This is a genomic window from Phosphitispora fastidiosa (assembly GCF_019008365.1).
GTDB lineage: Bacteria > Bacillota > Thermincolia > Thermincolales > UBA2595 > Phosphitispora > Phosphitispora fastidiosa.
In genome coordinates, this window is the sequence record NZ_JAHHUL010000004.1 from 237,608 (window position 1) to 262,227 (window position 24,620).

The 24,620-nt window shown below is 45.2% G+C and carries 25 protein-coding genes; all 25 read right to left on the reverse strand.

The genetic code is table 11. From position 1 onward, the window contains the following. Nucleotides 1–13 precede the first annotated feature (13 nt). On the reverse strand, nt 14–817 hold the full coding sequence (locus Ga0451573_RS06485; RefSeq protein ID WP_231683073.1) for an amidohydrolase family protein: 804 nt from the start codon (nt 815–817) through the stop codon (nt 14–16). Continuing rightward, nucleotides 810–1,994, reverse strand: a complete 1,185-nt coding sequence (locus Ga0451573_RS06490; protein WP_231683074.1) for an ATP-grasp domain-containing protein — start codon at nt 1,992–1,994, stop codon at nt 810–812. Before Ga0451573_RS06490 ends, Ga0451573_RS06485 begins: the two co-directional genes overlap by 8 nt. Nucleotides 1,995–2,030: 36 nt before the next feature. After that, nucleotides 2,031–3,953, reverse strand: a complete 1,923-nt coding sequence (locus Ga0451573_RS06495; protein ID WP_231683075.1) for a TDP-N-acetylfucosamine:lipid II N-acetylfucosaminyltransferase family protein — start codon at nt 3,951–3,953, stop codon at nt 2,031–2,033. Nucleotides 3,954–4,040: 87 nt separating this feature from the next. Beyond that, nucleotides 4,041–5,051, reverse strand: a complete 1,011-nt coding sequence (locus Ga0451573_RS06500) for a class I SAM-dependent methyltransferase (protein WP_231683076.1) — start codon at nt 5,049–5,051, stop codon at nt 4,041–4,043. Between the two features lie 127 nt (nt 5,052–5,178). Beyond that, on the reverse strand, nt 5,179–6,378 hold the full coding sequence (gene pseC, locus Ga0451573_RS06505; RefSeq protein WP_231683077.1) for a UDP-4-amino-4,6-dideoxy-N-acetyl-beta-L-altrosamine transaminase: 1,200 nt from the start codon (nt 6,376–6,378) through the stop codon (nt 5,179–5,181). A gap of 24 nt (nt 6,379–6,402) precedes the next feature. Beyond that, nucleotides 6,403–7,347: a dTDP-glucose 4,6-dehydratase gene (locus Ga0451573_RS06510; protein ID WP_231683078.1), complete on the reverse strand. Its 945-nt coding sequence runs from the start codon at nt 7,345–7,347 to the stop codon at nt 6,403–6,405. Then, complete coding sequence (locus Ga0451573_RS06515) at nt 7,347–8,405, reverse strand: UDP-N-acetylglucosamine 4,6-dehydratase family protein (RefSeq protein ID WP_231683079.1); 1,059 nt, start codon at nt 8,403–8,405, stop codon at nt 7,347–7,349. Before Ga0451573_RS06515 ends, Ga0451573_RS06510 begins: the two co-directional genes overlap by 1 nt. 5 nt (nt 8,406–8,410) lie before the next feature. Next, entirely contained in the window at nt 8,411–10,276 is a 1,866-nt protein-coding gene (locus Ga0451573_RS06520) for a motility associated factor glycosyltransferase family protein (protein ID WP_231683080.1), read from the reverse strand. Beyond that, nucleotides 10,276–11,634, reverse strand: a complete 1,359-nt coding sequence (locus Ga0451573_RS06525) for a motility associated factor glycosyltransferase family protein (protein ID WP_231683081.1) — start codon at nt 11,632–11,634, stop codon at nt 10,276–10,278. The genes Ga0451573_RS06520 and Ga0451573_RS06525 overlap by 1 nt, the downstream gene beginning before the upstream one ends. Nucleotides 11,635–11,639: 5 nt before the next feature. Then, nucleotides 11,640–12,230, reverse strand: a complete 591-nt coding sequence (locus tag Ga0451573_RS06530) for a DUF8042 domain-containing protein (RefSeq protein WP_231683082.1) — start codon at nt 12,228–12,230, stop codon at nt 11,640–11,642. A gap of 2 nt (nt 12,231–12,232) precedes the next feature. After that, nucleotides 12,233–12,451 carry an Rrf2 family transcriptional regulator gene (locus tag Ga0451573_RS06535; protein WP_231683083.1) on the reverse strand — a complete coding sequence of 73 codons (219 nt, stop codon included), beginning with the start codon at nt 12,449–12,451 and terminating at the stop codon, nt 12,233–12,235. 91 nt (nt 12,452–12,542) lie between these two features. After that, complete coding sequence (fliD, locus tag Ga0451573_RS06540; protein ID WP_231683084.1) at nt 12,543–14,036, reverse strand: flagellar filament capping protein FliD; 1,494 nt, start codon at nt 14,034–14,036, stop codon at nt 12,543–12,545. Between the two features lie 14 nt (nt 14,037–14,050). Next, nucleotides 14,051–14,449, reverse strand: coding sequence for a flagellar protein FlaG (locus Ga0451573_RS06545; protein ID WP_231683085.1), 399 nt, complete (start codon nt 14,447–14,449; stop codon nt 14,051–14,053). An 84-nt stretch (nt 14,450–14,533) separates the two neighbouring features. Then, nucleotides 14,534–15,358 (reverse strand): flagellin N-terminal helical domain-containing protein, encoded by an 825-nt coding sequence (locus Ga0451573_RS06550; RefSeq protein ID WP_231683086.1) that lies wholly within the window; start codon nt 15,356–15,358, stop codon nt 14,534–14,536. Between the two features lie 254 nt (nt 15,359–15,612). Beyond that, nucleotides 15,613–15,873: a carbon storage regulator CsrA gene (gene csrA / locus Ga0451573_RS06555; protein ID WP_231683087.1), complete on the reverse strand. Its 261-nt coding sequence runs from the start codon at nt 15,871–15,873 to the stop codon at nt 15,613–15,615. A gap of 54 nt (nt 15,874–15,927) precedes the next feature. Further along, complete coding sequence (gene fliW / locus Ga0451573_RS06560) at nt 15,928–16,353, reverse strand: flagellar assembly protein FliW (RefSeq protein ID WP_231683088.1); 426 nt, start codon at nt 16,351–16,353, stop codon at nt 15,928–15,930. Between the two features lie 52 nt (nt 16,354–16,405). After that, on the reverse strand, nt 16,406–16,966 hold the full coding sequence (locus tag Ga0451573_RS06565) for a DUF6470 family protein (protein ID WP_231683089.1): 561 nt from the start codon (nt 16,964–16,966) through the stop codon (nt 16,406–16,408). A gap of 52 nt (nt 16,967–17,018) precedes the next feature. Further along, complete coding sequence (gene flgL / locus Ga0451573_RS06570) at nt 17,019–17,894, reverse strand: flagellar hook-associated protein FlgL (RefSeq protein ID WP_231683090.1); 876 nt, start codon at nt 17,892–17,894, stop codon at nt 17,019–17,021. Nucleotides 17,895–17,945: 51 nt separating this feature from the next. Next, entirely contained in the window at nt 17,946–18,311 is a 366-nt protein-coding gene (locus Ga0451573_RS06575; protein ID WP_231683091.1) for a four helix bundle protein, read from the reverse strand. A gap of 391 nt (nt 18,312–18,702) precedes the next feature. Beyond that, a complete protein-coding gene (flgK, locus tag Ga0451573_RS06580) occupies nt 18,703–20,163 on the reverse strand; it encodes a flagellar hook-associated protein FlgK (protein ID WP_231683092.1) in 1,461 nt (486 codons plus the stop codon). Between the two features lie 35 nt (nt 20,164–20,198). Next, nucleotides 20,199–20,693 (reverse strand): flagellar protein FlgN, encoded by a 495-nt coding sequence (locus tag Ga0451573_RS06585; protein WP_231683093.1) that lies wholly within the window; start codon nt 20,691–20,693, stop codon nt 20,199–20,201. Nucleotides 20,694–20,744: 51 nt separating this feature from the next. Then, entirely contained in the window at nt 20,745–21,047 is a 303-nt protein-coding gene (gene flgM, locus Ga0451573_RS06590) for a flagellar biosynthesis anti-sigma factor FlgM (RefSeq protein ID WP_231683094.1), read from the reverse strand. A gap of 242 nt (nt 21,048–21,289) precedes the next feature. Next, on the reverse strand, nt 21,290–21,709 hold the full coding sequence (locus tag Ga0451573_RS06595) for a TIGR03826 family flagellar region protein (protein ID WP_231683095.1): 420 nt from the start codon (nt 21,707–21,709) through the stop codon (nt 21,290–21,292). 88 nt (nt 21,710–21,797) lie between these two features. Continuing rightward, on the reverse strand, nt 21,798–22,553 hold the full coding sequence (locus tag Ga0451573_RS06600) for a ComF family protein (protein WP_231683096.1): 756 nt from the start codon (nt 22,551–22,553) through the stop codon (nt 21,798–21,800). A gap of 46 nt (nt 22,554–22,599) precedes the next feature. After that, a partial coding sequence (locus Ga0451573_RS06605) for a DEAD/DEAH box helicase (RefSeq protein ID WP_231683097.1) occupies nt 22,600–24,620 on the reverse strand: 2,021 nt, incomplete at its 5' end.

Sequence of the window (24,620 nt, forward strand, 5' to 3'; positions counted from 1 at the left end):
TTGAACAGTTAATTTATAACCCTAGTCCGGTGAAATTCATTATATTTTTATAAGCTATATTCTCAACCTTTTCTCGGTCCAACCCTTGCGAAAAATAATTAAATCTTTCTCGCAGCTTTTTCGAATCAAACTCTGGGCCATCAGAACCAACACAGATTCTCCTATCAAAATTCTTAAATAAGAATTGAATATCTAAATCTAAGGAACTTCCCTCATATTTACACAAAGTTAAAGATAAATCTAATAAAACATTATGAAATTCCCTTGCAACCTCCATCATTTCGAATAACCTTACAGTACAGGAGTGTAAAAGAATTATTTTTTCACCATTTAGTTTTGATAACAACTCTCTCAAACTTACCATGTTATTCCTATAATAATCATTTCCAGAGCGGTAAAAATAAGTGCATAACATCACAGCTAAATTTAATTCATTAGCTGTTTTTACAACCTCAGGCAATAAAACGTTGTCGTAAGTTACCTTTGAGAATCTCGGGTGTATTTTTATTCCTACATAATTCAATTTAGATACTTTAGTCAGTAATTCTCTGATATCATGACTTTCTTGAATGTCATCAAAGCGCAAGCCTGCGATGGGATATAATAAATCCGATTTAGACCTGATAAACTCACTATACTTTTCCAAATTATAATTTCCTACATCAGGAAGTCCAACAGCAAAAGCCCATCGTATATTATTTTCTTGCATCTGCACTATTAGCTCTTCAGGAGAATTCTTGCCATTATATTTTGGTTGAAGCCAATTACTGTTCATTGTGGGGTGTACTAAGCTGTCAAATAAAGGTATATTATTCATAAAGCACCTCCACGGTTGTTTTGATCTGCTCAATTAATTGCAATAAAGATTCTTCCTTTTTCTCCCAAGCTATAAAGTATCCCGCTCTCGACCTATCGTCAACCGGTGGATATAAATAATCACCTTTTTTAAAGTTCAAATCGATATCTATAACATTTTCCAAAGACTTAATCTTATCAAGTCCCAGAATTTCCTTAACCCTGCCGCTTTCAAATACAAAAAATTCTAAAACCGCACTAATATCAAGTTGATTAGCATCATCAATTTTATGGATTTTTTCCCCTAACGCCATTTTAATTAAAAGCTCATTGGTATTTACCCCTGAAAGCAACGGAACAATATGTGAAGAGATTTTTGTCCCTCCTCCTCTGGCAGCCACTTCTATTAAATAAAAATCATTATTCCAGTACTTATATTCGGCATGTGTGATCCCAAATGGCAGTTCCATTCTTTCAATTAAGTTATTGTTTAATGTTTTTAACTCTTCAAATCCTTTTGAATTCGAATACAATAAGCGACTTGCTACAACCTCATTCTCCTTAAAATGCTTCTTCTTTGAAACTGCCAAAGAACAGTGCATCGCAGCAGTTTTAAAACCTTCTACTGTATATTCTGTACCTCCAATAAACTGTTCAGCTAGAACAGATTCGCTGTCACAGTAACTTAAGGTATTGTTATATTTGTCTTCAAGTTCCTCAATAGTACCTATTTTGTAAACACCTCTGCTGGATTGGTTATTGGTTGGCTTTATCATGAAAGGAAATCCAAGTTTGACAGCAGCTTCCTTTATGTCATTAAGGGAAAAACAACGATAAAAATCAGGAGTGGGAAAACCATTTTTGTGGCAAAACTCTCTCATTCGAAACTTGTCTGTAAAAAGTCTGGCCTTATCATATCCAATTCCGGGAAGGCCTAAATGCTCACATAAATAAGCGACAGTGGGCACAGCAATATCACTTTGGTCAGTAATTATCGCATGAGGCTCATATTTTTCTGCTATCTCTAAATTCTTATCTTTATCTCGAACATCGGCTACAATTCCAACATCGGCATACTTGAATCCTTCTGATTTTTCATATAAGTTTGTATTTATAACATAACAACCTAGTTCCTTGGCTTTTTTAATAATTGGGACTTGCCATTGCCCACCACCGATGACCATTACTTTCTTTAACATATTAGCAACCCTTTCCCAGAAAATATAAATCGGATTTTAACAAAAGATACCTTCATATATTTTTTTAATATACTCTTCGGACATTTCTCTGAAAATAGCTGCATTACTATTTTCGTTTATAGAAGAATTTAAAGAAACTATTTCATCAATACTTCCCATTCGCTCTATATCGAACACTTCTAATCCGTGATTCTTAAAAAACTTATAGGTTACTAAATTTTTCTTCATATAAACCTTTTTACCGGCATGTAATAAAGAAACGAGGTTCCCAAAAGCTTGCTGCCTGTTGTGGTTCATAAATGCTACATCAACTTGACTCAAAATATGAATATACTTTGAGGGATCCAAAAACTTCGTTAATGGCATAAACTGCTCTCCCAATATTTGCTTCCCCATTCGGAGAAGTTCTTTAACATATAACTGGTTGCCATAAGCTAACGGAACAAACACACAGAATTCCCTGCTGTTTAAATCTTTCAGTTTATATATAATCTCCAGATGATTATTGGATGGATCACCGGAATTCCCCAACATAAAAACATGTTTATATTCTTGTTTGAAATTAAATTCACACTTATATGGAGGTTTCATTTCAATTATCTTTTTTAACTCAACAACATTAGGGTAAACGAACTTTTTGTGTCTTGCATTGGTCATGAACTTTGATTTCATCAACTTAACTTCGAGTTCGTTAAAACCTAATAGATTATCAACTCTTCTGATGGCACCTTTTCTAAACCTTAAAAAAACCTTTCCCTTTAAGGCATTGTTTTGATTATCCGATCTTTCATATCCAATGTCCTCTAAAAATCTATCAGTCTTTTCATCATACAGTTTTATATCAATAAAATTGTAAAAGTCTGCTCCCCATAGATTCCAATTTATCTCTTTATTTAGATCATACCGGCACATAAACCAACAGATATGATCTTTAAGAAAATGAATTACGACTTTCCTGCTGTCTTGGACAAGTTTGAGCAATTTTTCTGCATATATCTCCCTGTATATTTCGGGAGTGCTAAAAACGATGACATTGTCAAACCGGTTTTCCCTGACGTAAGTCAATTGTTTTTTGGGGTTAACGATAACAAAAACATGCTGATTTACATCAAAATTATAATTTATAAATTCTATAAATTTTTGGCTATATACATTGTCAATCATTAAGTGCAGATAATAATTTCCTGCTCTCTTCTCTTTACCTGCGGACTTTCTCTCTTTAAGCTGTCTCCTGATATCTTTTTCAAACTTGCTTTCAATATGATTAATTCTGTTTGCCAGTTCATATTGCAGTGCTTCATTTTCAATCTGGGCCAAAACTCTTTCGAACATTTCAAGAGCTCTTAAGTACTCTCCCTTTTCAAGTAAATCATTTGCCAGATAATAGTTATAATGTATGTCAGCTTTATAATCAGTTTTTCTTACAGCATCAGTCAACAGGCTTCTAATCTCATGCCTCTGCTTACCTGCCGGGACATTTATATATGCTTTTAAACTTGGAATCCTTCCATCCAGGGGAACAAATCTTTCATACTCACTTAAAAGATTGTTAGCATCTTCTACAAACCCGTGTTCCACCAGATTGGCAACCTTTTTATAAATCAGACTCATTTCATGATTTATTAGAACCTCAATATCCTGGTCTATCACATTAATAAACAGTTCCAGCCCATTCCAAAAATGTCTATACTCCTGAAAACCCATTTTTTGCAATTGATCAGCTATTTCCTCATAAAAGGAACTTGCTATTATAACTATTACTTCATCCTTATTTTCGTTTTTACATGTTTGGGGATTAAGAACTTTACCTCCCATAAACGTCGTGTTCCATTTTGCTTTATTGTTATCAACATAATAGGAAACATGGTTAGCCAATTTCTTTGTAATTGTCTCCCCGGCACTGCCTGTACCAAAAATAATTATTTTTTTGTCTGCAACCCCTTTAATAAAGCGTTTCAATTTGCGTCCACCCTGTCATTAAGGTAATTCACATCCACCCATCGAGTCATTCCGGTAACCCCGAAGTCATTCATGTACAATGAAAAACTATTTTTGCTTGATGCATAAATAAACAGTTTCTTTTTGCACCAACCCAAATTTTCTTAATTCTTCAGCACTAAATTTTTTCACATAATCATCAACCTTCACACTAAACCCGGCAGCTCTCACCCGATCCACATAATCAAGCCCGTACATCCTCACGTGGTCGTACTGTCCAAAGACACGTTGGCGCTCTTCAGGAGTAGCTATGGCCGGATCTTCAAATGTTTTCTTCCTATTTACATCTATAGGCACCTGCAGGACTGCCCAGCCTCCTGGTTTTAAAACTCTGTACAACTCCCGCATCGCCAAGCCGTCATCCACAATATGTTCCAAAACATGATTACACAGGATGACATCAAAGGTATTTTCTTTAAATGAGATATCAGTGATATCCATTTTCACCATCGCTAAATCAGAGATTAAATCGGCACTGATATAGTCTACATTCGGCTTAGACTTTAGTTCCTTTTGAATAATATACTCAGGGGCAAAATGCAGTACTTTTAGCTTGTCTGAAAAGAGATTTGTGTTCGTTTTAAAATAAAGCCAAAGCAAGCGGTGTCTCTCAAGTGAACCGCAAACCGGGCACTTGGCATTTGGCCTGAGGTTTGATTCAACTCCAAACGGTAAAAACATATAAAAATAGTTGTTACAACATGGACAGTAACAAGACATTTCTCTATAAGATGATCTGCTAAATATGTTAAAACTTCTATTATCATCTACCCGTAATACTGCGTCAGTTTCTTCATACCCCAGAGCTTCAAGTTGTTTTTGCACTGTCGAGTATGCATGACAACCAATTATAACCGCTCTGTCCTTATATTCCTGTCTCAATAGCTGTTCCGGCCCGCAAACCGGGAGACCGTCAAAAGTCCCACCTTGCTTAGCAGGGTCATTATCAATAAATTCAATTTCTAATTCCTTAAAAGCCAGCTTACACTGTTGATATATACTACCGGGACCCCATATTAAAAGTTTATCATTGTTGATAAAGTCCGGTGTCAAACTCATATAAATGTTCCCCCAATGCGATGCCATTAACTTGGTTACTTAATTAACAACATAATCCATCTATTTTGTTCGCTTCATCACTTACAAAATCCTGCTTATTGTGACAAATAATGCTATATTTTTCCTCCTATTGCCTCCTGTAGTATGCCATCACCTTACCCACAGCCTCAATAACATCATCCACATCCCGTTCCGCCATTTTGGGAAACAGGGGCAGTGTTATCATCTCAGAGTAAAGCTCTTCGGCCCTGGGACAAAGTCCCCCGGGATACCCCAAGTCCCCGTAATACGGGTGCAGGTAAACAGGAATATAATGTACATTGGCCCCGATATTTTCCGCCCTCAGAGCTTCAAAAACCCTTCTTCTGTCAACCTTTAGACGTTCGGTGTTCAGCCTGATGATGAACAAGTGCCATCCCGATTCCCGGTCATCCTCTCTGACCTGGAGAGAAATTTCCGGCATATCCGTAAAGGCCTCAATATATCTGGCCACGATTTCCCGCCGGCGCTCCAGGAACCGGTCAGCCTTTGCCAGTTGGCTCAGTCCCAGTGCAGCCTGTACATCTGTCAGCCGGTAATTGTAACCCTCGAACTGCATTTCATAATACCATGGTCCTTCGTCCCGCACCAGCCGTTCCCCATCCCTGGTTATCCCGTGGCTCCTGAACTGCATCAGCCTATGGTAAAGATTAACATCATTTGTCGTTATCATGCCGCCTTCACCTGTGGTAATGTGCTTTACCGGATGAAAACTGAAAATCGTCATCTGACTTAACCCGCCGATTCTCTGTCCCTTATATGACGCCCCCAAGGCATGGGCAGCGTCCTCAATAACAACCAGGTTATGTTCCCGGGCAATTTGGTGAACCTCATCCAAATCCGCGGGCAGACCGGTAAAATGCACCGGAATGATGGCTTTGGTCCTGCTGTTCAGCTTACCCTCTATTTCATGCGGGTCTATATTCCAGTCGGAATCCTTTATGTCTGCAAATATCGGCTTCCCACCCATATAAAGGACACAGTTGGCTGAAGCGGCAAAGGTAATAGGTGTGGTAATAACCTCAACACCGGGGCCGATTCCGGCGGCAAAGGCAGCAGCATGCAGGGCTGCAGTACCATTAGCCACCGCAACAGCATACCTGGCCCCCACATATTCGGCAAACCTGGCTTCAAATTCATTAATCCTGGGCCCGGTGGTCAGGTAATCACTTTTTAATACCTCAACAACACTTCTGATATCATCTTCTTCAATCCATTGCTGTCCATATGGCAGCATTTCCCGGCGCACCGGGCTGCCACCCTCAATTGCCGGTAAATTAACCATCATCAACACCTGTTTCCAAATAAATTATTACTTCATATCATTTACACTAATCCATTCCGCCGTCCTCTTGATGCCTTCCTCCAGAGAAACAGCAGGTTCCCACCCCAGCAGATTCTTTGCTTTCCCATAGTTACACAATAGCTTGGGGATTTCGCTCTGGGGATGGATATGAGGGATATGTTTAATCCTGTCCGGCTCTTCACAAATCAACCGGGCAAGCTCGTTCACCGAGATATCCCGCCCCAATCCGGCATTGACAATCTCACCATCAACCCTGTCCGAATAGCCTGCCTGAGCCACAAAACGGGCACAGTCCGTAACATAAAGCAAATCCCTGGTCTGAGTACCGTCGCCATATATGTTTAGTGTTTCACCCCTGAGCTTCTTTTTGATAAATATGCTGATAACGCCGCCTTCACCGGAACTCTTCTGAAAAGGGCCATATGTATTGAATGGGCGGATAACAACCACAGGCAGCCCATATGTATGAAAATATGACAAAACCATGTTTTCCCCGGCAATTTTTGATCCCGAATATGGCGAAGCCGGTTTGGTCCTCCAGGCTTCATCAATACCCTCCGGCGATGCAGCCCGGTCATAGACCATGCAGGTACTCATAAATACCATCTTGGCATTGTTCCTGCGGCACTCTTCCAGAACGTTAAAGGTTCCTTCAACATCATTGGCAAATGTCGTTCCCGGGTCATCAATGCTGTCCTGAACATTTATACTGGCAGCCAGGTGATAACAAATATCATATTTGTTGCTGAACACATCCCGGAGAACTTTTTTGTCCTTGATATCCCCGGTCACGAATTCCCTGAAGCCGGTATGATGCATGAATTCGGCTATATTGCTGTGCCTTCCGTTAGCAAGGTTGTCCAGAACCCATACATCATGACCGTCATCCAGAAGTTGTTTGACCACCCATCTTCCGATAAACCCGGCCCCGCCTGTTACCAAAACCTTCATTAATTTGCCCTCCTGATTTCATCTGTTACATGCTGCTTGCGGCGGTCCAACAGCTCTTCGGCATATAAAAGCTGCTTCAGTTGTACCTTATTTAAAGGAGCCACCTCATCTGACCGGTAAGTTTTAACTTCAGCCGGTTTCGCCCCCCTGTAGTCGTACCGTTTTAGCTCATAACCCGGTGGGATGGCAAACATTTTAGGGAATTCCATAGCAAATTTGGCTTCTTCACATGTCATGAGTTCCTCATACATTTTCTCACCGGGACGCAGGCCAATGGTTTCCACCGGAATTTCATCAGGTTTAAAACCACACAGTGGAGCAAACTCTTGCATCATTATTTCAGCCAAATCCCCGAGACGGATAACCGGCATTTTCAGGACAAAGGTCTCTCCCCCCTTGGCCCTTCTTGCTGCTTCCAGAGTAAGCATTACTGCCTGGCTTAATGACATCATAAACCGGGTCATTGCAGCAAGAGTTACCGTAACCGGCCCCCCTGCCTGGATCTGTTTCTTAAACAGGGGGATTACCGACCCCCGTGAACCCATCACATTACCAAACCTTACTGCACAAAAAACAGTCTTAGCGCTGCCTTTATAATAATCAGCAGCCGAAACCAGCCGTTCCGCCACCAGCTTCGTTGCTCCCATGGTATTCGTAGGGCTGATAGCCTTATCGCTGCTGGTATAGATGACCTTACTTACCCGGTTGTACAGAGCAGCATCGATAACGTTCTGTGTCCCGATAATGTTTGTTTTAACTCCCTCAAAGGGGTTATACTCACAGGAGGGCACATGCTTCAGGGCTGCAGTGTGGAACACGATATCAATTTCTTCCATGGCCCGCATGAGACGCTCTTTATCTCTTACATCCCCCAGGAGGTATCGGGTGTTTTTATATCCGGAAAGTTCAAACTGCAAGTCAAACTGTTTTGCTTCATCCCTGCTGAAAATGCGCACTACCTTAGGGTCATACTTTAAAATCTCATTAAGCAGGGCTTTCCCCAGGGTCCCTGTACCCCCGGTTATCAAAATCTTCTTATCCTGAATCAAGTCTCTCATCTAACCTACTCCCCTTGCCTCAAAAGATTTTCCAGCTCAACCAGAGCGCCGCTAACCATCTTTCCGGCCTTTCCGGCTGCTTCATTTATCCCCTCATACAGCTCTATGGAACATAAGGCAATCCGTTTGCCCTTCCCGTTTTCTGTGTCTTCAGTTTCTTTGACGGATTTAAGATTATGTTTCATTTTGATTATTGATTTCTGGAACATCAGGGTAAACAGTTCTGTTGACTCCTTTAATTCAGCTATCCGCCTGTCAGTCCGGTCAAGCTCCCGGAGAAGTTTATTTACAGCCCGGTAATCAGACAAGCGTTTCTCGTAAAACTCCAGCAGTTTACGGGAAGCTGAGATCCCTTTGCCTGCTTCCTTTTCCAGCCGGCTTAGCTGCAGCTTTAAGCTTTCGATATTTTCTTTAATCTCTGCCAGCCTGTCCTTTTCAGGAGGCGCATATTCCCTGATAAGCCTTGCGATTTTTATATCAGCCTTTACCTCTCCAGTACAGAATTCCCTGATAACCTGGGAAAGAGGCATAATTTCAGTGCCGGGAATTTTGGCGCCACCTTCGGTGGCATCAATAACCCGATGTGTTTCCCTTGATTCATTAATTTTGATTTCAAACCACCTGATAAAGGTAGCCATGACCCTGTCAGTAAGGACCTTGGTTCCAAAGACACCGTCCACTTCAATAATCTCACGGCCCCGGAAATTTTCAATGGTCCGGTGGTCAAAGGCGGTTCCTTTGGCATGGGCCTGGTTGTCTGTATAAGCCAGATCCTGTCCCATCAGGATAATAGGGTTACAGCCCAGTTTCCGGGCTAGGTCAAAAGCCACACAGGCTACTGAAGGTCCCATTTGGTACAGGCCTTTCTTTTCCATCAGGGTTTTTTCTATCCACGATACCAGGTTTTCATGGCAGCCACCCACCAGTTTAGGTCCGGAATAGGTTTTTGGTATTTCGGGATAAATGGTAAGATCAAATACCAGTGGAACATCCATAGCAGGTATATTCTGAAAGTGCCGGTAATTGGGTTTTCCGCCATCGACCGATATTATCAGGTCCGGTTCAATGCCGGCCTGTATCATAGGTTTCAGGGCCGTACCCACACATATGATGACACTGTTACCTTTGGCATCTTTAAGCAAATGAATATTATTATTTAAAGAAGGCCCGGCTGATACAATAATAGCCGGCGTCTCCGGAAATTCCCCATAAAGCGTTGCAATACCAGGGCTGATAACTATTTGAGGCAGATTGGCAAACAGGTTATGCAGCCATTTTTCAGAGAAATAAAGAATTGTGTTCATTTCCACAATAAGATTACTTACAGCATTGGTAATCTTGGTTTTCAGTTTATCATAATCGTCCTGAAATAGCCTTACCGCAGGTTTATAGTCCAGGAATTGAATTTTTTCAAGGTGGTTAAAACCGACCACTTCCCCTAAAAAAACCTCTAACTCCATATGCCTCTTCCCGGCCAATATAGACACATTCTTACGATGCAGCAAATCAATGGCATTACTGGATTCATAAGCATTAAGTATAAGTTCGTGGCATATTTCAACAATAATGAGTTTACAATTATCAGGTACCTTTTTTAAGAGTTCCGCAACATGATATCCCAAGCCATAACCGAAGACAAAATAAACATCACCCTGTTTCGGCGAAATCGGCTCTGCCCATTGTTGGGCTTCCCGAATCGGGTCATATGAACTATGCACAAAAACCGCCTTATCATCCGTTATTGCCTTAAGAGTCGGCCAGCCTGACCTGGATGATAATTTCTCAAACCCGATTTCCATCTCTTCTTCTGCAAGAGAATCATAGTTAAGACATTTTCCTTTTAGCATTTTCTGATACTGTGCTTTTTCCATCAACAATTATTCCCCTTCGGCATAATCAATCTCGCAATCCTTTCATGAAGGCCTTCCTGATCAAGATTACTATCTTCCCCGAACCAAGACAGCTGCCCAAAGGCATCACAAAACGGAATCACTTCGGTTCCCCGAATCTGCGCACCTTCCAGGGAAGTGTTGATAAATCTTCTTTTACTCTCCCTGGCAATCCGGTCTTCAATCCATTTTCTGTATATATCCAGCGCCCTGGATGTAGATAATATTTTGCCATTATTTCCTTTTACTTTGCGCAAAACCATGTTATCTTCCATATCAATTTTTCTGTGAGTACTGGAATCAGCGTGTAATCTGTTATTGGGGAATGCCAAATCCTGCCCCACAAAAATAATTGGATTACTGCCCATTCTTATTGCTATGTCAAGCAGGGTCGTAGCTACCGAACCGCCTGTCTCTACTGCTGCAGACGGCACAGCATTTAATTTATCAAGGAGGTCCTGCTCATTGGGAAAAGCTAATACTTTTGGCCCCTGGTAATTCTGCACAACTTGAGGAGTTACGGTAGGAAATATGGCTAACGGAATATCTTCATTAATTCCGGCAATCTGATTCACCACAAATTGCTGGGGGTCTGTGATGACAGCTAGATGTGGCCTGATTCCTCTGCTAAGCAATGGTTTCAATACCGACCCAACCGCTAAAACGAGCCCCTTCTTTTCCGCAAGGAACCCGGCCAAATGTGGCAGGGCTGCATCAAGTGACGGGCCTGCTGCAATTAAGACAGCGGGTACATTCTGAAAACGGTTAAATAAAACCGAAACATCACCCAACTTCCTGCAGTATTCAGCATTAGCTGCCAGGTTAATCTCCATTTGCCCGGAAAAACGCTGGTAGGAAGACCTTTTTACCTCCCAGTCCTCCAAGACTGTCCTGAAATCAGCCGCTGCTGCCGGAAGCAATTCCAGTGAAGGGCGGTGCACCACAAGCGTACTTCCCTTATTGCCGCCAATATCAAGAGCTGACGCCAGTCTTGCAGCCAGCAGGCTAATGTCATCTTCCACAATAAGGCTAACCCTGGCATCTGCAGCAAGTTGCTCCAAATTACCCACCTTTTTCAGATACTCAAATACCTCACTGCCTAACTGAAATACATACACCCGCCCGTCTTTTCCCACTCTGTCAAGCGCTGCGGCAATATGGTAACCGAGTCCGGCCCCATAGACCACAGCGGTATCCCCTTTGTTGATATCATAGCTGTCGATCAAGCGGCCTGCTTCTTTTACCGGGTCATACCTGCTGTGCAGGTAGATTTCCCTTGACCCGGTATCTATCCTGGCAGTATTCATGCCGGACCGTGCCTTTTCAGGAACAATCTTCAACCGTATCATTCCTTTTCCCTGAGTGAATTCAGCGTATCACTTATCAAGGGTACAAGTTCCTGGATAAATGGGGCCAGTTCATATTCCAGTAAGTCTGCTATCAAAACATAATCTCTGTTCTGCCACCCCTCCAACAGCTCCTCCAGCTTTTTACCATAACCTGCTGCAGACGACCTGAAGGAGTCCTGCAAAATATTACTGTCAATAATCAGAACTGCACCCGACAGTATCTGACCCAGCCATTCCATTCCCGGAACTACCTGAAGAAATTTGGAGATGCCCTCACCCTCACGACCTTCCTGGAGAAAAGCAGCAATATCTGTTAAGCCGCTTTGGAGTACCGGTAAATACGTAACTGCTGTTTCCAGCCCATCAGTGATCACCTGTCCCGGGGTCCCCACCATCAGAGATAGGGTATCAATATCATTCAAACCGGCTATTTCCGCCAGGTTTATACTGCTCTTAACACCATTAACCTCAGCTTCCATGATAACCAGGTTATTCTCCTTTATAGCGCCCTGTAACTGTGCTATAATTTCACCCTGGGTCATATCTTCCCCAAATAACATTTCCCGGTCATTTACAGTAACCTTCAAAGTCAGTCCTCCCTCTCCCTGTTCAAAAAATACCCGCCGCCCGGACCCCGGCGCACCCGGATCAGGCCCCTGTCAAAAAGGGCTTTCCCCTGTTCCCTGACATAGGACGGGGTAACATTCAGGGTTTTACTTATCTCGGCAGAAGACAGCGGGTTCGCATAAGTTGCCCCAGCCCGCCTGAGAATCCCCATTATTTCCTGTTGTATGTATGTCAATTCCACTTCAGATTCCCCACCTTTGTTGACACTACCCCGCTTATCCAGTCTCTAGTCGACATATCCGGCTAAAAAAACAGGCAATGGCTTTACGTGATTATCCATTACCGGAAGATAAACCACCCAACTGACCTGCCAGCCAGCTTGCCTGATTCTGCAACTCTGACAAAGCTGTTTCCATAGCCGTAAACTGCTTATAAAGCCTGGCCTGTTTTGTGGCTAACCTGTCTTCATAGGCCTCAATCTTATCTGCCAGGTCACTGATAACTTTTGATTCAAAGTCAATCCGCGCCTGGATGACACCTGCCTTAACAACCGTCCCGCCGATGGATGTGGTTGCTGTATTGGTCAGGTACTCCAATTGAGAATCAAGTCTGGCAATCACACCTTTTTCCTGCCACGCTGTTTTACCGTCACCATCCATATCCTCATTGCTGACAAACAGTTTGGCCACATCCTCGGGGTTAGCTTCCAGGGCGGCCCTTAACTTAGTTTCATCAATTTCCAATTTTCCTGATTTGCCATAATCGGAACCTGATGTCATGATTCCTATCTGTGAAAGATTCTTATAAACAGTTAATCCTTCAATATCGGTAGACACATACTGTCTCAGCTCACTCTTGGTGTTTGACAAAATAGAGTCTCCCCTGAGCAGTCCTTTGCTCTTGAGGACATCACTGGCGGCATCCTTGACAACCTCTTCTGAAAGTCTGGTACTCAGCAGCTCAATCGTGGAATTATACTGTCCCACCCAATCCTTGATTGCTTTGACACTGGCATCAATATCCTTTTCAACTGTAAGGGTCCCGGTAACACCTTCCTGTTTCAGACTCAGGGTCACCCCGCTGATAACATCAGTCAGTCCGGCATTACTTGACCTGGTTACAGCAATGCCGTTAACCGTAAACACTGCATCCTCGGCAGCCTGTGATTCATTTTGGATGGTTTTGGCATCATTGAGTATGCCAAGGCTCTCCAAAATCTCGTCATTTCCGGTTGAACCCGCTGTATTGACTGTATCTGTCAGGACAATCCCATTGGCGGAACCTGTCTCTTTATGTTCCAGAATGAGGGTGTTGTTAACTATAGTTGCGGATACATCAAGGCTTTTGCTGGGATCGGTATTATCCCTTGCCTGATTAATCCTTGACATAATGGTTGAAAGGGTATCTGTTGCATAAACCTCAACAGTTGAACTGTAGGTGCCGTCACCAATAGTGAAGGAACCACTAAGATTCAGCGCTCCGTTGGCCTGGGTTGTCCCATTTAGCCGCTGGGCCTTCGCGATTGAAGTAACATCTATGGTATATGTACCGTCCGCTGCAGATGAATCTGCGCCGGCAGTAAAATAGGTATCATCAGAAGAGGTAGCTTTTTTGGTAAGCAGGTTAGCGGCTGTTGCTATCCCCTCACCTTTGTTCTTTAAAGACAGCAGGCTGGAGTTGATTTCGTTCCACAGTCCCTTGCGGAGTTCATAGGTATGCTGCCGTGTTTTCATCAGGTTGACAGGCTGGCGTTCTACCGCCATAAGTTTGGAGATAATATCTTCTGTCTGCATCCCTGATATCAAACCATCAATTCTCATGCTCATAAAGGCTTCACCTCCTAGCGCCTTTCATCAACAATCAGTCCTACTAACTGGTCAAGCCTGGCAACCATGTCCAGTATCTTTTCCGGCGGAATTTCTCTGACAACCTCACCGGTCTCTGTGTTAATCACCTGTACCATCCATCGTTTCGATTTTTCATGTATCTCAAAATGGAATGACCGGTCAAATATGCGGGTCATTTCATTAAGTTTCTCTGTCCCCTCCTGCAGAACTTGCTCATCTAACTCCCTGTCTTTTGGGGACGACACCTTGGAATCAGCCTCTTTCTCAGCACGCTCCTGCCTGCTCAGGGGCTGTTCAAAATCAGGTCTGGCATTACCGGCGTACCGGGTGTTTTGGACCTGGGGCCCGGAGTTAACCGTATTAGAGTTTCCTCCCATAGGCGGAATTTTCATACCCATACACCACCCTTAATTTAAAAAAACAGGCTGATAAAACAGCCGGCCGGCAAAAGCCAGCCGGCTGCATATCGCCAGTAATTAGCCTAACAGTTGTAATACACTCTGTGGAGCCATATTGGCCTGAGCCAGCATAGCGGTACCAGCCTGAACCAGAATCTGGTTCTTGGTGAACTTAACCATCTCAGCAGCCATGTCTACGTCACGGACACGGGATTCAGCAGCTGACAGGTTTTCTGCAGAGGTCTGCAGGTTGGCAATGGTATGTTCCAGCCTGTTCTGCAGGGTACCAAGGTTGGAACGCTCATTTGATACATCGTTGATAGCATCATCAACAGCAGTTATCAAGTCGCTGACGCCATCCTTTTGGGTAGCCGCATTAATGGTAGCAGCTGTCAGACTGAGCCCCGCAGAAGCGGTCATGTCATTAATCTCAATAGCAATGGTCTGATCGGCATTAGCGCCAATCTGGAAGGTCTTGCTTGTGAAACCGCCTGTCATCAGCTTCTGGGTGTTAAACTCAGTTTGCTGGGCAATCCGGGTAATTTCGTCCTTCAGTTTGTTGAGTTCATCAACAATCTTAGTGCGGTCTGCTGTAGTGTTAGTATCGTTCCCGGCCTGGACAGCCAGTTCCCGCATTCTCTGAAGCATTGAATGAGTCTCGTTCAAAGCACCCTCAGCGGTCTGAATAAGGGAAATGCCATCCTGGGCATTACGCTGAGCCTGGTTCAAACCATTGATCTGACCCCTCATTTTCTCGGAGATTGCCAGACCTGCGGCATCGTCACCGGCCCGGTTAATCCTTAAACCTGATGCCAGTTTCTCCAGTGACTTGGTCAGGCTGGTATTGGTTGCGGTCAGTTTGTTCTGTGCGAACAGGGCATTAATGTTGTTGTTAATTCTCATACTATCATCCTCCTTGAATAATTAGGGAGCTTCCATGCTCCTCTTATTTGGAAAAATCATCATCTCCTCACGTCAGGCAGCATCGGCCGCTGCTGCCTTAAAATATGAAAATGATATCTTGCCGGTAATAATATCGGTTATATAAAAAAAACCTTTAAGCCCATTTTCGGGCAATAAAGGCTTTTTTTAACCATTTTTATTTGTTAGCATCATTATCCAGTATTTTTCACATCATTTATTGCCATTTCTTGTCGTTATCTGTCGTTTTTGATAATTTTGCTGCCCGGTAGGTTCTGTACCAGAATCTCCAGATTATCCCCCGGAATTTGGGACACACCTGCTGCCGCCTTATTTTCAGCCCTGATTTCTTCGAAAATTTCTTTCCGCAGGATTTTGACACTCCTGGGAGCGCTTATGCCAACCCTTACCTGGTCCCCTTTGACTTCAACAACTGTTATCTCTATATTGTCGTCAATGATGATACTTTGCCCCGTTTTTCTTGTTAATGCTAACATTTCGTCGCCCTCCTTGGCATTTTTCCTAAATTGCTCTTGAGCTAGTTTTCAAAATTACTGTTGAAATAAATGAAGCTTCACCGGGTAGGCTTCGTTATTCAAGACAATCTGCTTACCCTTCATTTTAGCCATATTAATGACCAACGGCGCCTTGATATTGGCCGTCATCTCTGTGGGGTTTTCCGGAATTACCAGAATTACCAGGACAGCTACATCTTCCGGCCTGGCCACCTCCAGTTCCCTGATATCATTCTGGGAAAGCTCAAACTGGTAGTCTGCAAAAAAAACAAATGGCTCCATTACCACAAAAGCCAGTTCAGAATTTTCCAGAGACTGCAGCCATTTGTAAGGCGATTTCTCATCATGATCCAGAAGGGCATATTTGGTGTTATCTTCAAAACCGGGTAAACCGCCAATCATTGTGATGATATCCTGTTCCTCTACAGTCAGGTCCCCAAACCGCCTGGTTTTAACTATCATTCCTCTTATCACCTCATATCAAATCACTTTATCCAGAAGACAGCCTGCCACCTTAAGCAACTACATCCAGGTGGGTTCCTGCCGTTTCAATCTTTATGACTGGTTTTTGCCGCAGGTAGATACTTATATCTCCGGGAGAATACTGAGTTTCGGGATGATGTGGTGTCACCGCAAAATGCACCTCCCCCGGCATCACTCTGATATCAAGCCCCCCGGCAGCCGATATCTCAGGAGCCGACCTGGGAAGCAGTCCAATATTAAACTGGGCCTTATCAACCGATTTGGCCCTTGCAAGCTGACCGATAACTTCAGCCCCGCTCCCAATCGACCGTGCCAGAGTATCACCCTCGCCGGCCACTCTTCCGATTCTGCGCAAAACGGCAGCTTTGCCTTTCTTCGCATACTCGGCCTCAAAAGGCACAATGCCCTTACATCCTAATTCTGCCTGAGGACGGGTCAGGTCAATCCGGACCCGCAGAAACTGCACCGAAAAATCCATCCGGGGACGAATTATCTGTGTTTGGATATCCACAGGCCTGCTGGTGATCTGTAATTGTGATCGAGTTGTATCAATTCCTATCTGTCCGAATTTCTGAGTTATTTGAATCTGCATGCTGCATCATCCTCTAACACAAAGGATAGTCATCAAAAACGCCCTCTATTTACTACCTCAGGAAATCCAACAGTGTCGGCTGGATTATCCGGGCCCCAGCTGCCAGCGCAGTATTGTAGGTGTTTTCCTGCATCTTCAACTGGGTAATCATTTCTGCAGTATTAATGTCTTCATTTTCAGAGAGCAGTGTGGAAAAGTTCAGGCTCGCATCCTCAAGCCTTGTCTGTGTCAACTCCAGCCTGTTGGTCTTAGCGCCGACCCCTGACCGCAATGCCAGGATATTATCTATGGCCTGATCCAGTTCCCCCAGCCTGGTTCCTGACAGGGATGCCGTATTACCTCCGCTGATCTCATTCTCAATATCTGTCAGCAGTGCAAATGTATCAATCGTATTTATTAAAACATCATCACCTGTAAGGTTAATGGGCATGGTGATATTGACTCCTATTTCATAGTTCATACTTCCCGTATCTCCAGCATAAGCACCTGCTGCAAAGGGAGGCTCGGTCGTCCGGAAACCTCCGAAGACATACCGCCCGTCATGGGCAGTATTGCCAATCTGCTCCAGCTGCTCCCGAAGCTGGGAAACCTCGCTAGCTAAGGCCTCCCGCGCCGACTGGGACAGGGAATCAGTAGCCCCGGCAATCGTAATTTCCCGCACCCGGTCCAGGACATCACTCGCCTGGCCCAAAGCAGTATCAGTGGTATTCAGCCACCCCTTGGCATCTTCCACATTGCTTAGGTATTTTTCGGTTTCCGTTAGACCGGTATATAATCTGAGGGACGCGACTACCCCAACAGGGTCATCTGACGGCCTGTTTATCGTCTTGCCTGTTGAGAGTTGTTCCTGAATCCTGTTCATGTTTCGATAGTTGGTATTCAGGTTGTTCAGGAAGTTACCGACCAACATACCCTGAGTAATGCGCATCAATGACACCCCTTTGGTTTATAATTAGTAGATATATTATGCGAATAGGAGTCAGCAGTCAGAATTCAGAATACCCCGTGAATATCCTTCTAACAATTTACTGACCTCTTGTAAAAGGAGTTTGAGTTCGGAAACATCACTATATCCAAGATCCTTCGTAAGAATTAGGTAGTATCTGCATTCTTCAGCGGAACCTTGCGCAATATTAAAGAAACGGATTTTATCCGCTTTGCCGCGTTTACGAAAACCTTCAGCAATATTCGCTGCTATAGAGGTGGCGGCCCGCCGAAATTGAGAAGACAACCCGTATATCTCATACTTCGGAAACGTCTCGGTTAAGCGATAAACTGCAAGCACGAATAAGTGCGCCTTCTGCCATACTACTAAATCTTCAAAGGTTTTCGCCGGATCTCTCATTTCCTCTCCTATCTCCTGTCTCCTAGCTCCTATCTCCTGTCTCCTGACTCCTGTCTCCTGACTCCTATCTCCTAGCTCCTGTCTCCTGACTCCTATCTCCTAGCTCCTATCTCCTGACTCCTGTCTCCTGTCTCCTGACTCCTAGCTCCTAGCTCCTATCTCCTGTCTCCTGTCTCCTGTCTCCTGACTCCTATCTCCTAGCTCCTATCTCCTGACTCCTGTCTCCTGACTCCTAGCTCCTAGCTCCTAGCTCCTAGCTCCTATCTCCTGTCTCCTGTCTCCTAGCTCCTATCTCCTGTCTCCTGACTCCTGTCTCCTGACTCCTATCTCCTAGCTCCTATCTCCTGTCTCCTGTCTCCTGACTCCTGTCTCCTGACTCCTATCTCCTAGCTTATCTTCCTACCAAGCCGAGCCTATTCACAATCGTTTCCAGCATTTGGTCCATTGCGGTAACCACCCTTGCTGCCGCATTATATGCATGCTGAAATTTAATCATATTTGTCATTTCCTCATCCAGGGAAACCCCTGATACCTGTTGCCTGCGGTTCTCCAGTTGGGACACCAGCAGTTCCTGATTGTCAGTCATGCGTCCGGCCTCCTGGGCCTGGACACCAAGCTCAGCAATCATACCACGGTAATAATCATCAACAGTGGCAGTACCAATGAGATTCCTATGTTTTAGTCCCACGATGTTGATCGCATTTGACCCATCACCCGCATTTGCCCCTAGGTCCAGCGGGTCACCGGGTGTCGATGCTGCAGCAATATTATCCAGGTCTGCCATAATCGCAGCATCCACCGCTATATTGGCAGCAGTGATGTTATTCGGATAGGTTGGATCCAGTGGGTCAATAGGGTCAAAGAAGTTAATCCCACCGACATCGTCATCCAATCCATAACCCGCAGCATGGACTGTATTCAACTCCACTACTACAGTCCTGGCCATCTCGTCAAGCTGGTCACGGTAGCTTGGCACAATATTATCCCTGTTATCCAGCATACCTTTCAGTTCCCCTGACTGAACCATAACAGCAGACCCGTCTGCATCCCACTGCAGTTCAGTATAACCATTATTGCCCGGATTAGGTACCGCCGAGATGCCAAAGGTATTTGCCCCCGAAACCAGAGCCCTTCCTCCTATGCTGACCCTAAGGGAGCCATATTCATCCTCCCTGACAGTAACCTGGACACTTTTGGATAATTCGTCAACCAAAAGATCCCTCTTGTCTCTGAGGTCATTGGCATTGTCATCCTGGACCTCTATCCTCACAATTTGGTCATTCAAGGTTGCTATCTGGCCGGCTATATTATTGATTTCATCAACCTTAATCTTTACCGAAGCATCAATATCAGCAGCCAGTTCGCTAAGCTGCCTGTCCAGATGATTAAATGTCTCCGCAAGGGTTATCCCTCTCTCACGCACGGTCTTGCGGACAGCTTCCAGTTCTGGTTTGCGGGACAAATCCTGCCACGCTTCCCAGAACTGGTCCATAACAGTTCTCAGGCCGGATTCAGATGGCTCATTAAAAATGACTTCCAGTTTTTGCAAGGCATCCTGTTTCTCTTCCCATTCGGTGAACTTATTAATTTCCTGTCTCACCTGTAAATCAATAAAGTCATCCCTTAACCTGCGTATTTCCTGGACCTCTACACCTGTCCCAATTTGTCCTGCTCCTATCGGCCTATTATAAGAAGGCATGGCGAACGGCTTGGTTGCAGACATAACTGCCTGCTGCCGGGTAAACCCTGTTGTATTGGCATTGGCAATATTATGACCGGTTACATTAAGGGCAGTCTGCTGTACCTGCAGCGCCTTTCTTCCTATTTCGAGTCCGAAAAATGTTGAACTCATAACGTACTACCCGCCTTTTCAAGGTTTTTTAAAACTCAGACCTTCCGGTCAAATATCTTGGCAGCATTCCCCTTTGGGGAATCCTCCTTATCTCCATATGAAGGAGCGCTATCATTATCAGTAAGTATATTAAAATAAAAATTCACAAATTCAAGTGAACTCCTTACCAGCTCCGTATTGGCCTCATTTGTTTCCGCAAGCTTCTGCAGCATGGCAGTCATATTATCCATAACCTGCCTAAACTGCGCACCGGTTTGCTCATCAACACGGTTGATAATCTCAGATACAGTTAACTCCTCAGCAGAAAGTGCGAAACGGCCGGCCAAATCCCGGTGGAGAGACAGCCTCTGCTCCTCCAGCCTGCCAACCTGTAAAATCAACCCCTCTTCCTCCCTGGTAATCCTCTCAAGCTCATGGAGGTCTCCTTTTACCAGCACCGGCTGCTTTTCAGAACCCAGGAAAAGTACTCTTTGATAAAGCTCATACTGGCTCATCATATTTTCCAACAGCCCGGCAAGAATTTTTTCCACCTTTATTCCCCCGTATCTTTTATGAATCTTTTCCACGTGCCGCAAAGACACTTATACCAGTTTGTCAACAAGGGTTCTCCCAATCATTTTTTCAGCAACCTCTTCATCAGTTACTTCATAAGTACCGGACTGTACCAGTTTTCTGATATTGGCCAGCCTGTCTTCCCTGATCTCAGGAAGTGTACTGATAGCCTCTTTGGCTGTCATGTAGGCCTGGGCATCACTGGAGACAGAAATCTGATATGCCTCTTCGTTAAACTTCTTCAGGCCTTTTCCGGGGCTTTGGGCCTCTTTTTTGTCCTGATTGGCATACATGGCAATCAGGGACCTGATTTGGCTGTTTGAGATAATCATTCCGGCCACCTCTTTAGTAATTTAAATGGATTGCAGCTTCTCTTTATGTTAATTCAACTTACAGTTAATGTCGGCAGAACGTGTCATTTTGTTTAGGCCGGAATTCTTGCTGTTATCTCAAAATTATTAGGTTTTTCTTTATATTACATCAGATATCTCCCCAATAAGGCTGCCTGCCGTTTTGTCTGAAAATTTTGTTATTTTAATCACAAACCAGGCAACACTTATGATTGCCGTCCGGTTTAGTCGTCTCTCATCCTGTCGGCAGTATACATACCCCTTCTTTTCTCCTTTTCAGGCTCTTCCTGCCTTATTGTCCGCTGTCCCGCAGCGCCTTTCATCTGGGCAGACAGCGTTTTGGCACAATTGGAGCAAAAGTTGCCTGTCCTGATACTGGTCCCGCAGCTCTTGCAGGTCAGGCCGCTGCTGCCGTCAGAGAAGCTGACTTCAACACGCCCTTCACGCATCCATCTGAGTACTTTCTTTTCCTCAACCCCGGTAATTTCCACAATCTCCTCAACAGAGGCCTTAGGGTTGTCTTTCAGGTATTTTCTCACATTCTCAAAATCGACTTCCTCTTTGTCAACACAGTCCGGGCAGAGGTTTTTATTTATTTTGACAAATACCTTCCCGCACCCGGGACAATTTCTCAAATCACCCATACTCTTACCTCCTGTTCAGAAAACCCGTTTACTTTCTCTGTCACCTTTCGACAAATTCCTGCATTTTCCTTCTCTGTAAAGAAAATATTTAAATTTTCCCTTGCAGTCCTGATGCCAGTGTTATCACACCGATATTTTCGGCTCCCGCCCTGAGCATCACCCGTGAACACTCACCGACCGTAGCTCCGGTTGTCAGAATGTCATCCACCAGCAGGACTTTGCCATACGGCCTCTCTGTTGCGCCATTCGTGAATGCTGGCCATGCCTGCCTGTTAATGGTAAATGCGCCTCTGATATTATCCTGCCTCTCTTGTCTCGTCAGCTTGCTCTGACTGTGAGTATCAATTGTGCGCAGCAAACACCTGGCCACCGGAAGATGAAGCAGTTGTCCCATTCGTTCTGCCAGGAGTTCAGACTGGTTAAATCCCCTTATCCGCAGCTTTTCTTCACTCAGTGGGACCGGCACTATTATATCGGAATCCCAAAAGCCCTGCTCCCGTAGAAAGAGTTCTGCCATTAACAAACCCAGAGAGCCGCACAGAGACCGGTATCCGGAGTATTTGTACATATAAATCACCTGTTTCAGGTCCCCTCCATAAGGCCCCAGTGACCTAGCCATAAAGAAGGCCGGAGGCGCTTCCCGGCACTCCGGACAGTACCGTCCGCCTTCACCGGCTTCAGGCATATAACGACCGCATCGAGGGCATAAAGAAAAACCCTGCCTGCTGACTATCCTTTGCATACAACCTTCGCACATGATATCGGTCCCTGCAGGGCAGCCACAAACAAGGCAGCTGCTCTTTTCAGGGAAAAGCACCTGCAGCATCTTTTCCAGCAGTCCCAATGCCGCACCTCCATTTTATGATAATTTCCCACGCTATTTGGGTTTTTTATAGTCCTGGCTTCAGATAACCTTGCTCCCTGGCTGTCCTGTTAAGAAAAACAATTTTTTTCCTGGCATTTCCCATGGCATCGCTGATGGTTTTTCCGGCAAACACTACTTCCCCATCAGGGTACTCAATCGATCTCCCTGCTCTCCCGGCCATCTGAATCAGAGTTCCTTCGTCAAAGACCTGTTCCCAGTCGGCTTCCAGCACCAGTACATTAGCCTTTTTAACCGTTATCCCGCGTTCCATGATTGTAGTGGTAACAAACAGAGGGAATTTCCCATTCTTGAAATCATCTCTTTTCCGGTCCCGCTGCGCATCTCTGGCGTGGCTGAAACGCAGCAGATCATCCGGTGAGGCTGGTTTGCGCCCAGCGTTTACAGCACGCGTACTACTCTGGACAGCAGCAAAAACCGCGTCTGCCAAAACAGGCCCATATTCCTCAACCATACCAACTGTCGGCAGAAATATAAATGCCTGCCGGCCCGGGTCAGCAAGCCATCCCAGCAGCAGGTTTACAATCACCTGGTTAATTTCCCCGCTGTCACAGCCGCAGTTTCGGCTGCTGTTATGGCCGGAGTTTCGGCTGCCGCCACGATGCCCGTTGAGAAACAGAGCGGCCTTTTCCAACCGCGGTTCGGGAACCGGATAACCATGATACCTAGCCGGAATTGTCACCAACCCGGTGACCCCGCTCCTGGTATTCGCCAGCATTGCTTTGTCGGGAGTCGCCGTTAGGTAAATAGTCCCCCCTTCAGGCTTTACCGCCCTCTGTACAGCCATACGGAGCATATCGTTCCCCTGGTAAGGATAGGCATCAACCTCATCAAGGATGACCAAATCAAAATTCCTGTAATAACGGACAACCTGATGTGTTGTGGCTGTTACCAGCCTGGCTGAACGGTATTTCCCGACACTCCCTCCATAACTGGCCAGCAGTTCAACTTCTCTGAAGGCGGCCTGCAGCCGCGGAGCCAGTTCCCGAACGACATCCCTCCTGGGGATAGCATACAGGACCCGTCCTCCCCGGTTCAGGGTTTCAGCAATAGCGCCAAAAACAACCTCCGTTTTGCCGGCTCCGCATACTGCCCATATTAAAATTTCTTTTATATTCCTTTTTGGCTTTCTCCAAAAAAATTTCCTGGCGGCCGCGACCTCACCCGGTCCTTCATCCCGCTCTTCTTTGCTCTGCAAAGCCGGAATCCGGCTCACGAAACGGACCAGTTCCTCTGAAGCAGCCTGCTGGGCAGGTGTCAGGGGGGGAACCCCCCGGGGCTTAACGTTTAACGCCATCTCAATAGGCAGCGCACTTCCCGGAGCAGCATATAAGCCGCGGCAGAGCCTGGAATCCCCGAGAGTATTGCACTGTTCACAATATACCGACGGAAATCCACAGACCTGGCAGCCCGCCCGGAACACCTTCCCATTGCGCCCGGAAAATTCCGGTTCCCAGAACCTGCTCCGCAGTTCTGTTTGGCTGCCGCAACGGTAACAGGTGACTGCAGTCAGCCTGGTGAAGCCCAGTGCAGGCCGTATCTCGATTTCACCCTTCAGGGCAAGAACCTGCAAGATATCCGCGATGAAACTATCTCCGGCGCTGTGACTGTTCTCCGCCAGGCTCTTTTCAACTTCTTCGCGGAATAAAATACGGCCCCTTAAGGCGCCAAGCACCTCCCGGCAAACCCGGGATCCCGGCGCCCTTAGTATCTTCAGGTTTTTCATCACAAGCCTGGCAGGATAACCAGCCATATTCTTCAATAATGTCCCCTGTCCGAGAACCCGCTCCAACTGTGCCAGGAGACTGTATAATTCCTCAGCTTTGGCCCGAACCAGAGTTTCATAAGCTGGATCTTTACCATTCATCCTTTTGCCGCCAAAAGCCGTTTCCAGGAGAAAGGCTGAAATCCCCACAGGCAGATAGGGCGTGAGTATCTCCAAGGCAGCACAGTCCTGCCCAGGAAACATAAACACCGCATCAACCCTGGGGTCATGGGTCATAAATGCATGATAACCGCCGGTCTTCA

What these genes read in the sequence shown, in the direction of transcription:
- Ga0451573_RS06485 (WP_231683073.1), bottom strand. Translation starts at nt 817, where the DNA reads ATGAATAATATACCTTTATTTGACAGCTTAGTACACCCCACAATGAAC.
- Ga0451573_RS06490 (WP_231683074.1), bottom strand. Translation starts at nt 1,994, where the DNA reads ATGTTAAAGAAAGTAATGGTCATCGGTGGTGGGCAATGGCAAGTCCCA.
- Ga0451573_RS06500 (WP_231683076.1), bottom strand. Translation starts at nt 5,051, where the DNA reads ATGAGTTTGACACCGGACTTTATCAACAATGATAAACTTTTAATATGG.
- pseC (WP_231683077.1), bottom strand. Translation starts at nt 6,378, where the DNA reads ATGATGGTTAATTTACCGGCAATTGAGGGTGGCAGCCCGGTGCGCCGG.
- Ga0451573_RS06510 (WP_231683078.1), bottom strand. Translation starts at nt 7,347, where the DNA reads ATGAAGGTTTTGGTAACAGGCGGGGCCGGGTTTATCGGAAGATGGGTG.
- Ga0451573_RS06515 (WP_231683079.1), bottom strand. Translation starts at nt 8,405, where the DNA reads ATGAGAGACTTGATTCAGGATAAGAAGATTTTGATAACCGGGGGTACA.
- Ga0451573_RS06520 (WP_231683080.1), bottom strand. Translation starts at nt 10,276, where the DNA reads ATGGAAAAAGCACAGTATCAGAAAATGCTAAAAGGAAAATGTCTTAAC.
- fliD (WP_231683084.1), bottom strand. Translation starts at nt 14,036, where the DNA reads ATGAGCATGAGAATTGATGGTTTGATATCAGGGATGCAGACAGAAGAT.
- Ga0451573_RS06545 (WP_231683085.1), bottom strand. Translation starts at nt 14,449, where the DNA reads ATGAAAATTCCGCCTATGGGAGGAAACTCTAATACGGTTAACTCCGGG.
- Ga0451573_RS06550 (WP_231683086.1), bottom strand. Translation starts at nt 15,358, where the DNA reads ATGAGAATTAACAACAACATTAATGCCCTGTTCGCACAGAACAAACTG.
- csrA (WP_231683087.1), bottom strand. Translation starts at nt 15,873, where the DNA reads ATGTTAGCATTAACAAGAAAAACGGGGCAAAGTATCATCATTGACGAC.
- fliW (WP_231683088.1), bottom strand. Translation starts at nt 16,353, where the DNA reads ATGATAGTTAAAACCAGGCGGTTTGGGGACCTGACTGTAGAGGAACAG.
- Ga0451573_RS06565 (WP_231683089.1), bottom strand. Translation starts at nt 16,966, where the DNA reads ATGCAGATTCAAATAACTCAGAAATTCGGACAGATAGGAATTGATACA.
- flgL (WP_231683090.1), bottom strand. Translation starts at nt 17,894, where the DNA reads ATGCGCATTACTCAGGGTATGTTGGTCGGTAACTTCCTGAACAACCTG.
- Ga0451573_RS06575 (WP_231683091.1), bottom strand. Translation starts at nt 18,311, where the DNA reads ATGAGAGATCCGGCGAAAACCTTTGAAGATTTAGTAGTATGGCAGAAG.
- flgK (WP_231683092.1), bottom strand. Translation starts at nt 20,163, where the DNA reads ATGAGTTCAACATTTTTCGGACTCGAAATAGGAAGAAAGGCGCTGCAG.
- flgM (WP_231683094.1), bottom strand. Translation starts at nt 21,047, where the DNA reads ATGATTATCTCAAACAGCCAAATCAGGTCCCTGATTGCCATGTATGCC.
- Ga0451573_RS06595 (WP_231683095.1), bottom strand. Translation starts at nt 21,709, where the DNA reads ATGGGTGATTTGAGAAATTGTCCCGGGTGCGGGAAGGTATTTGTCAAA.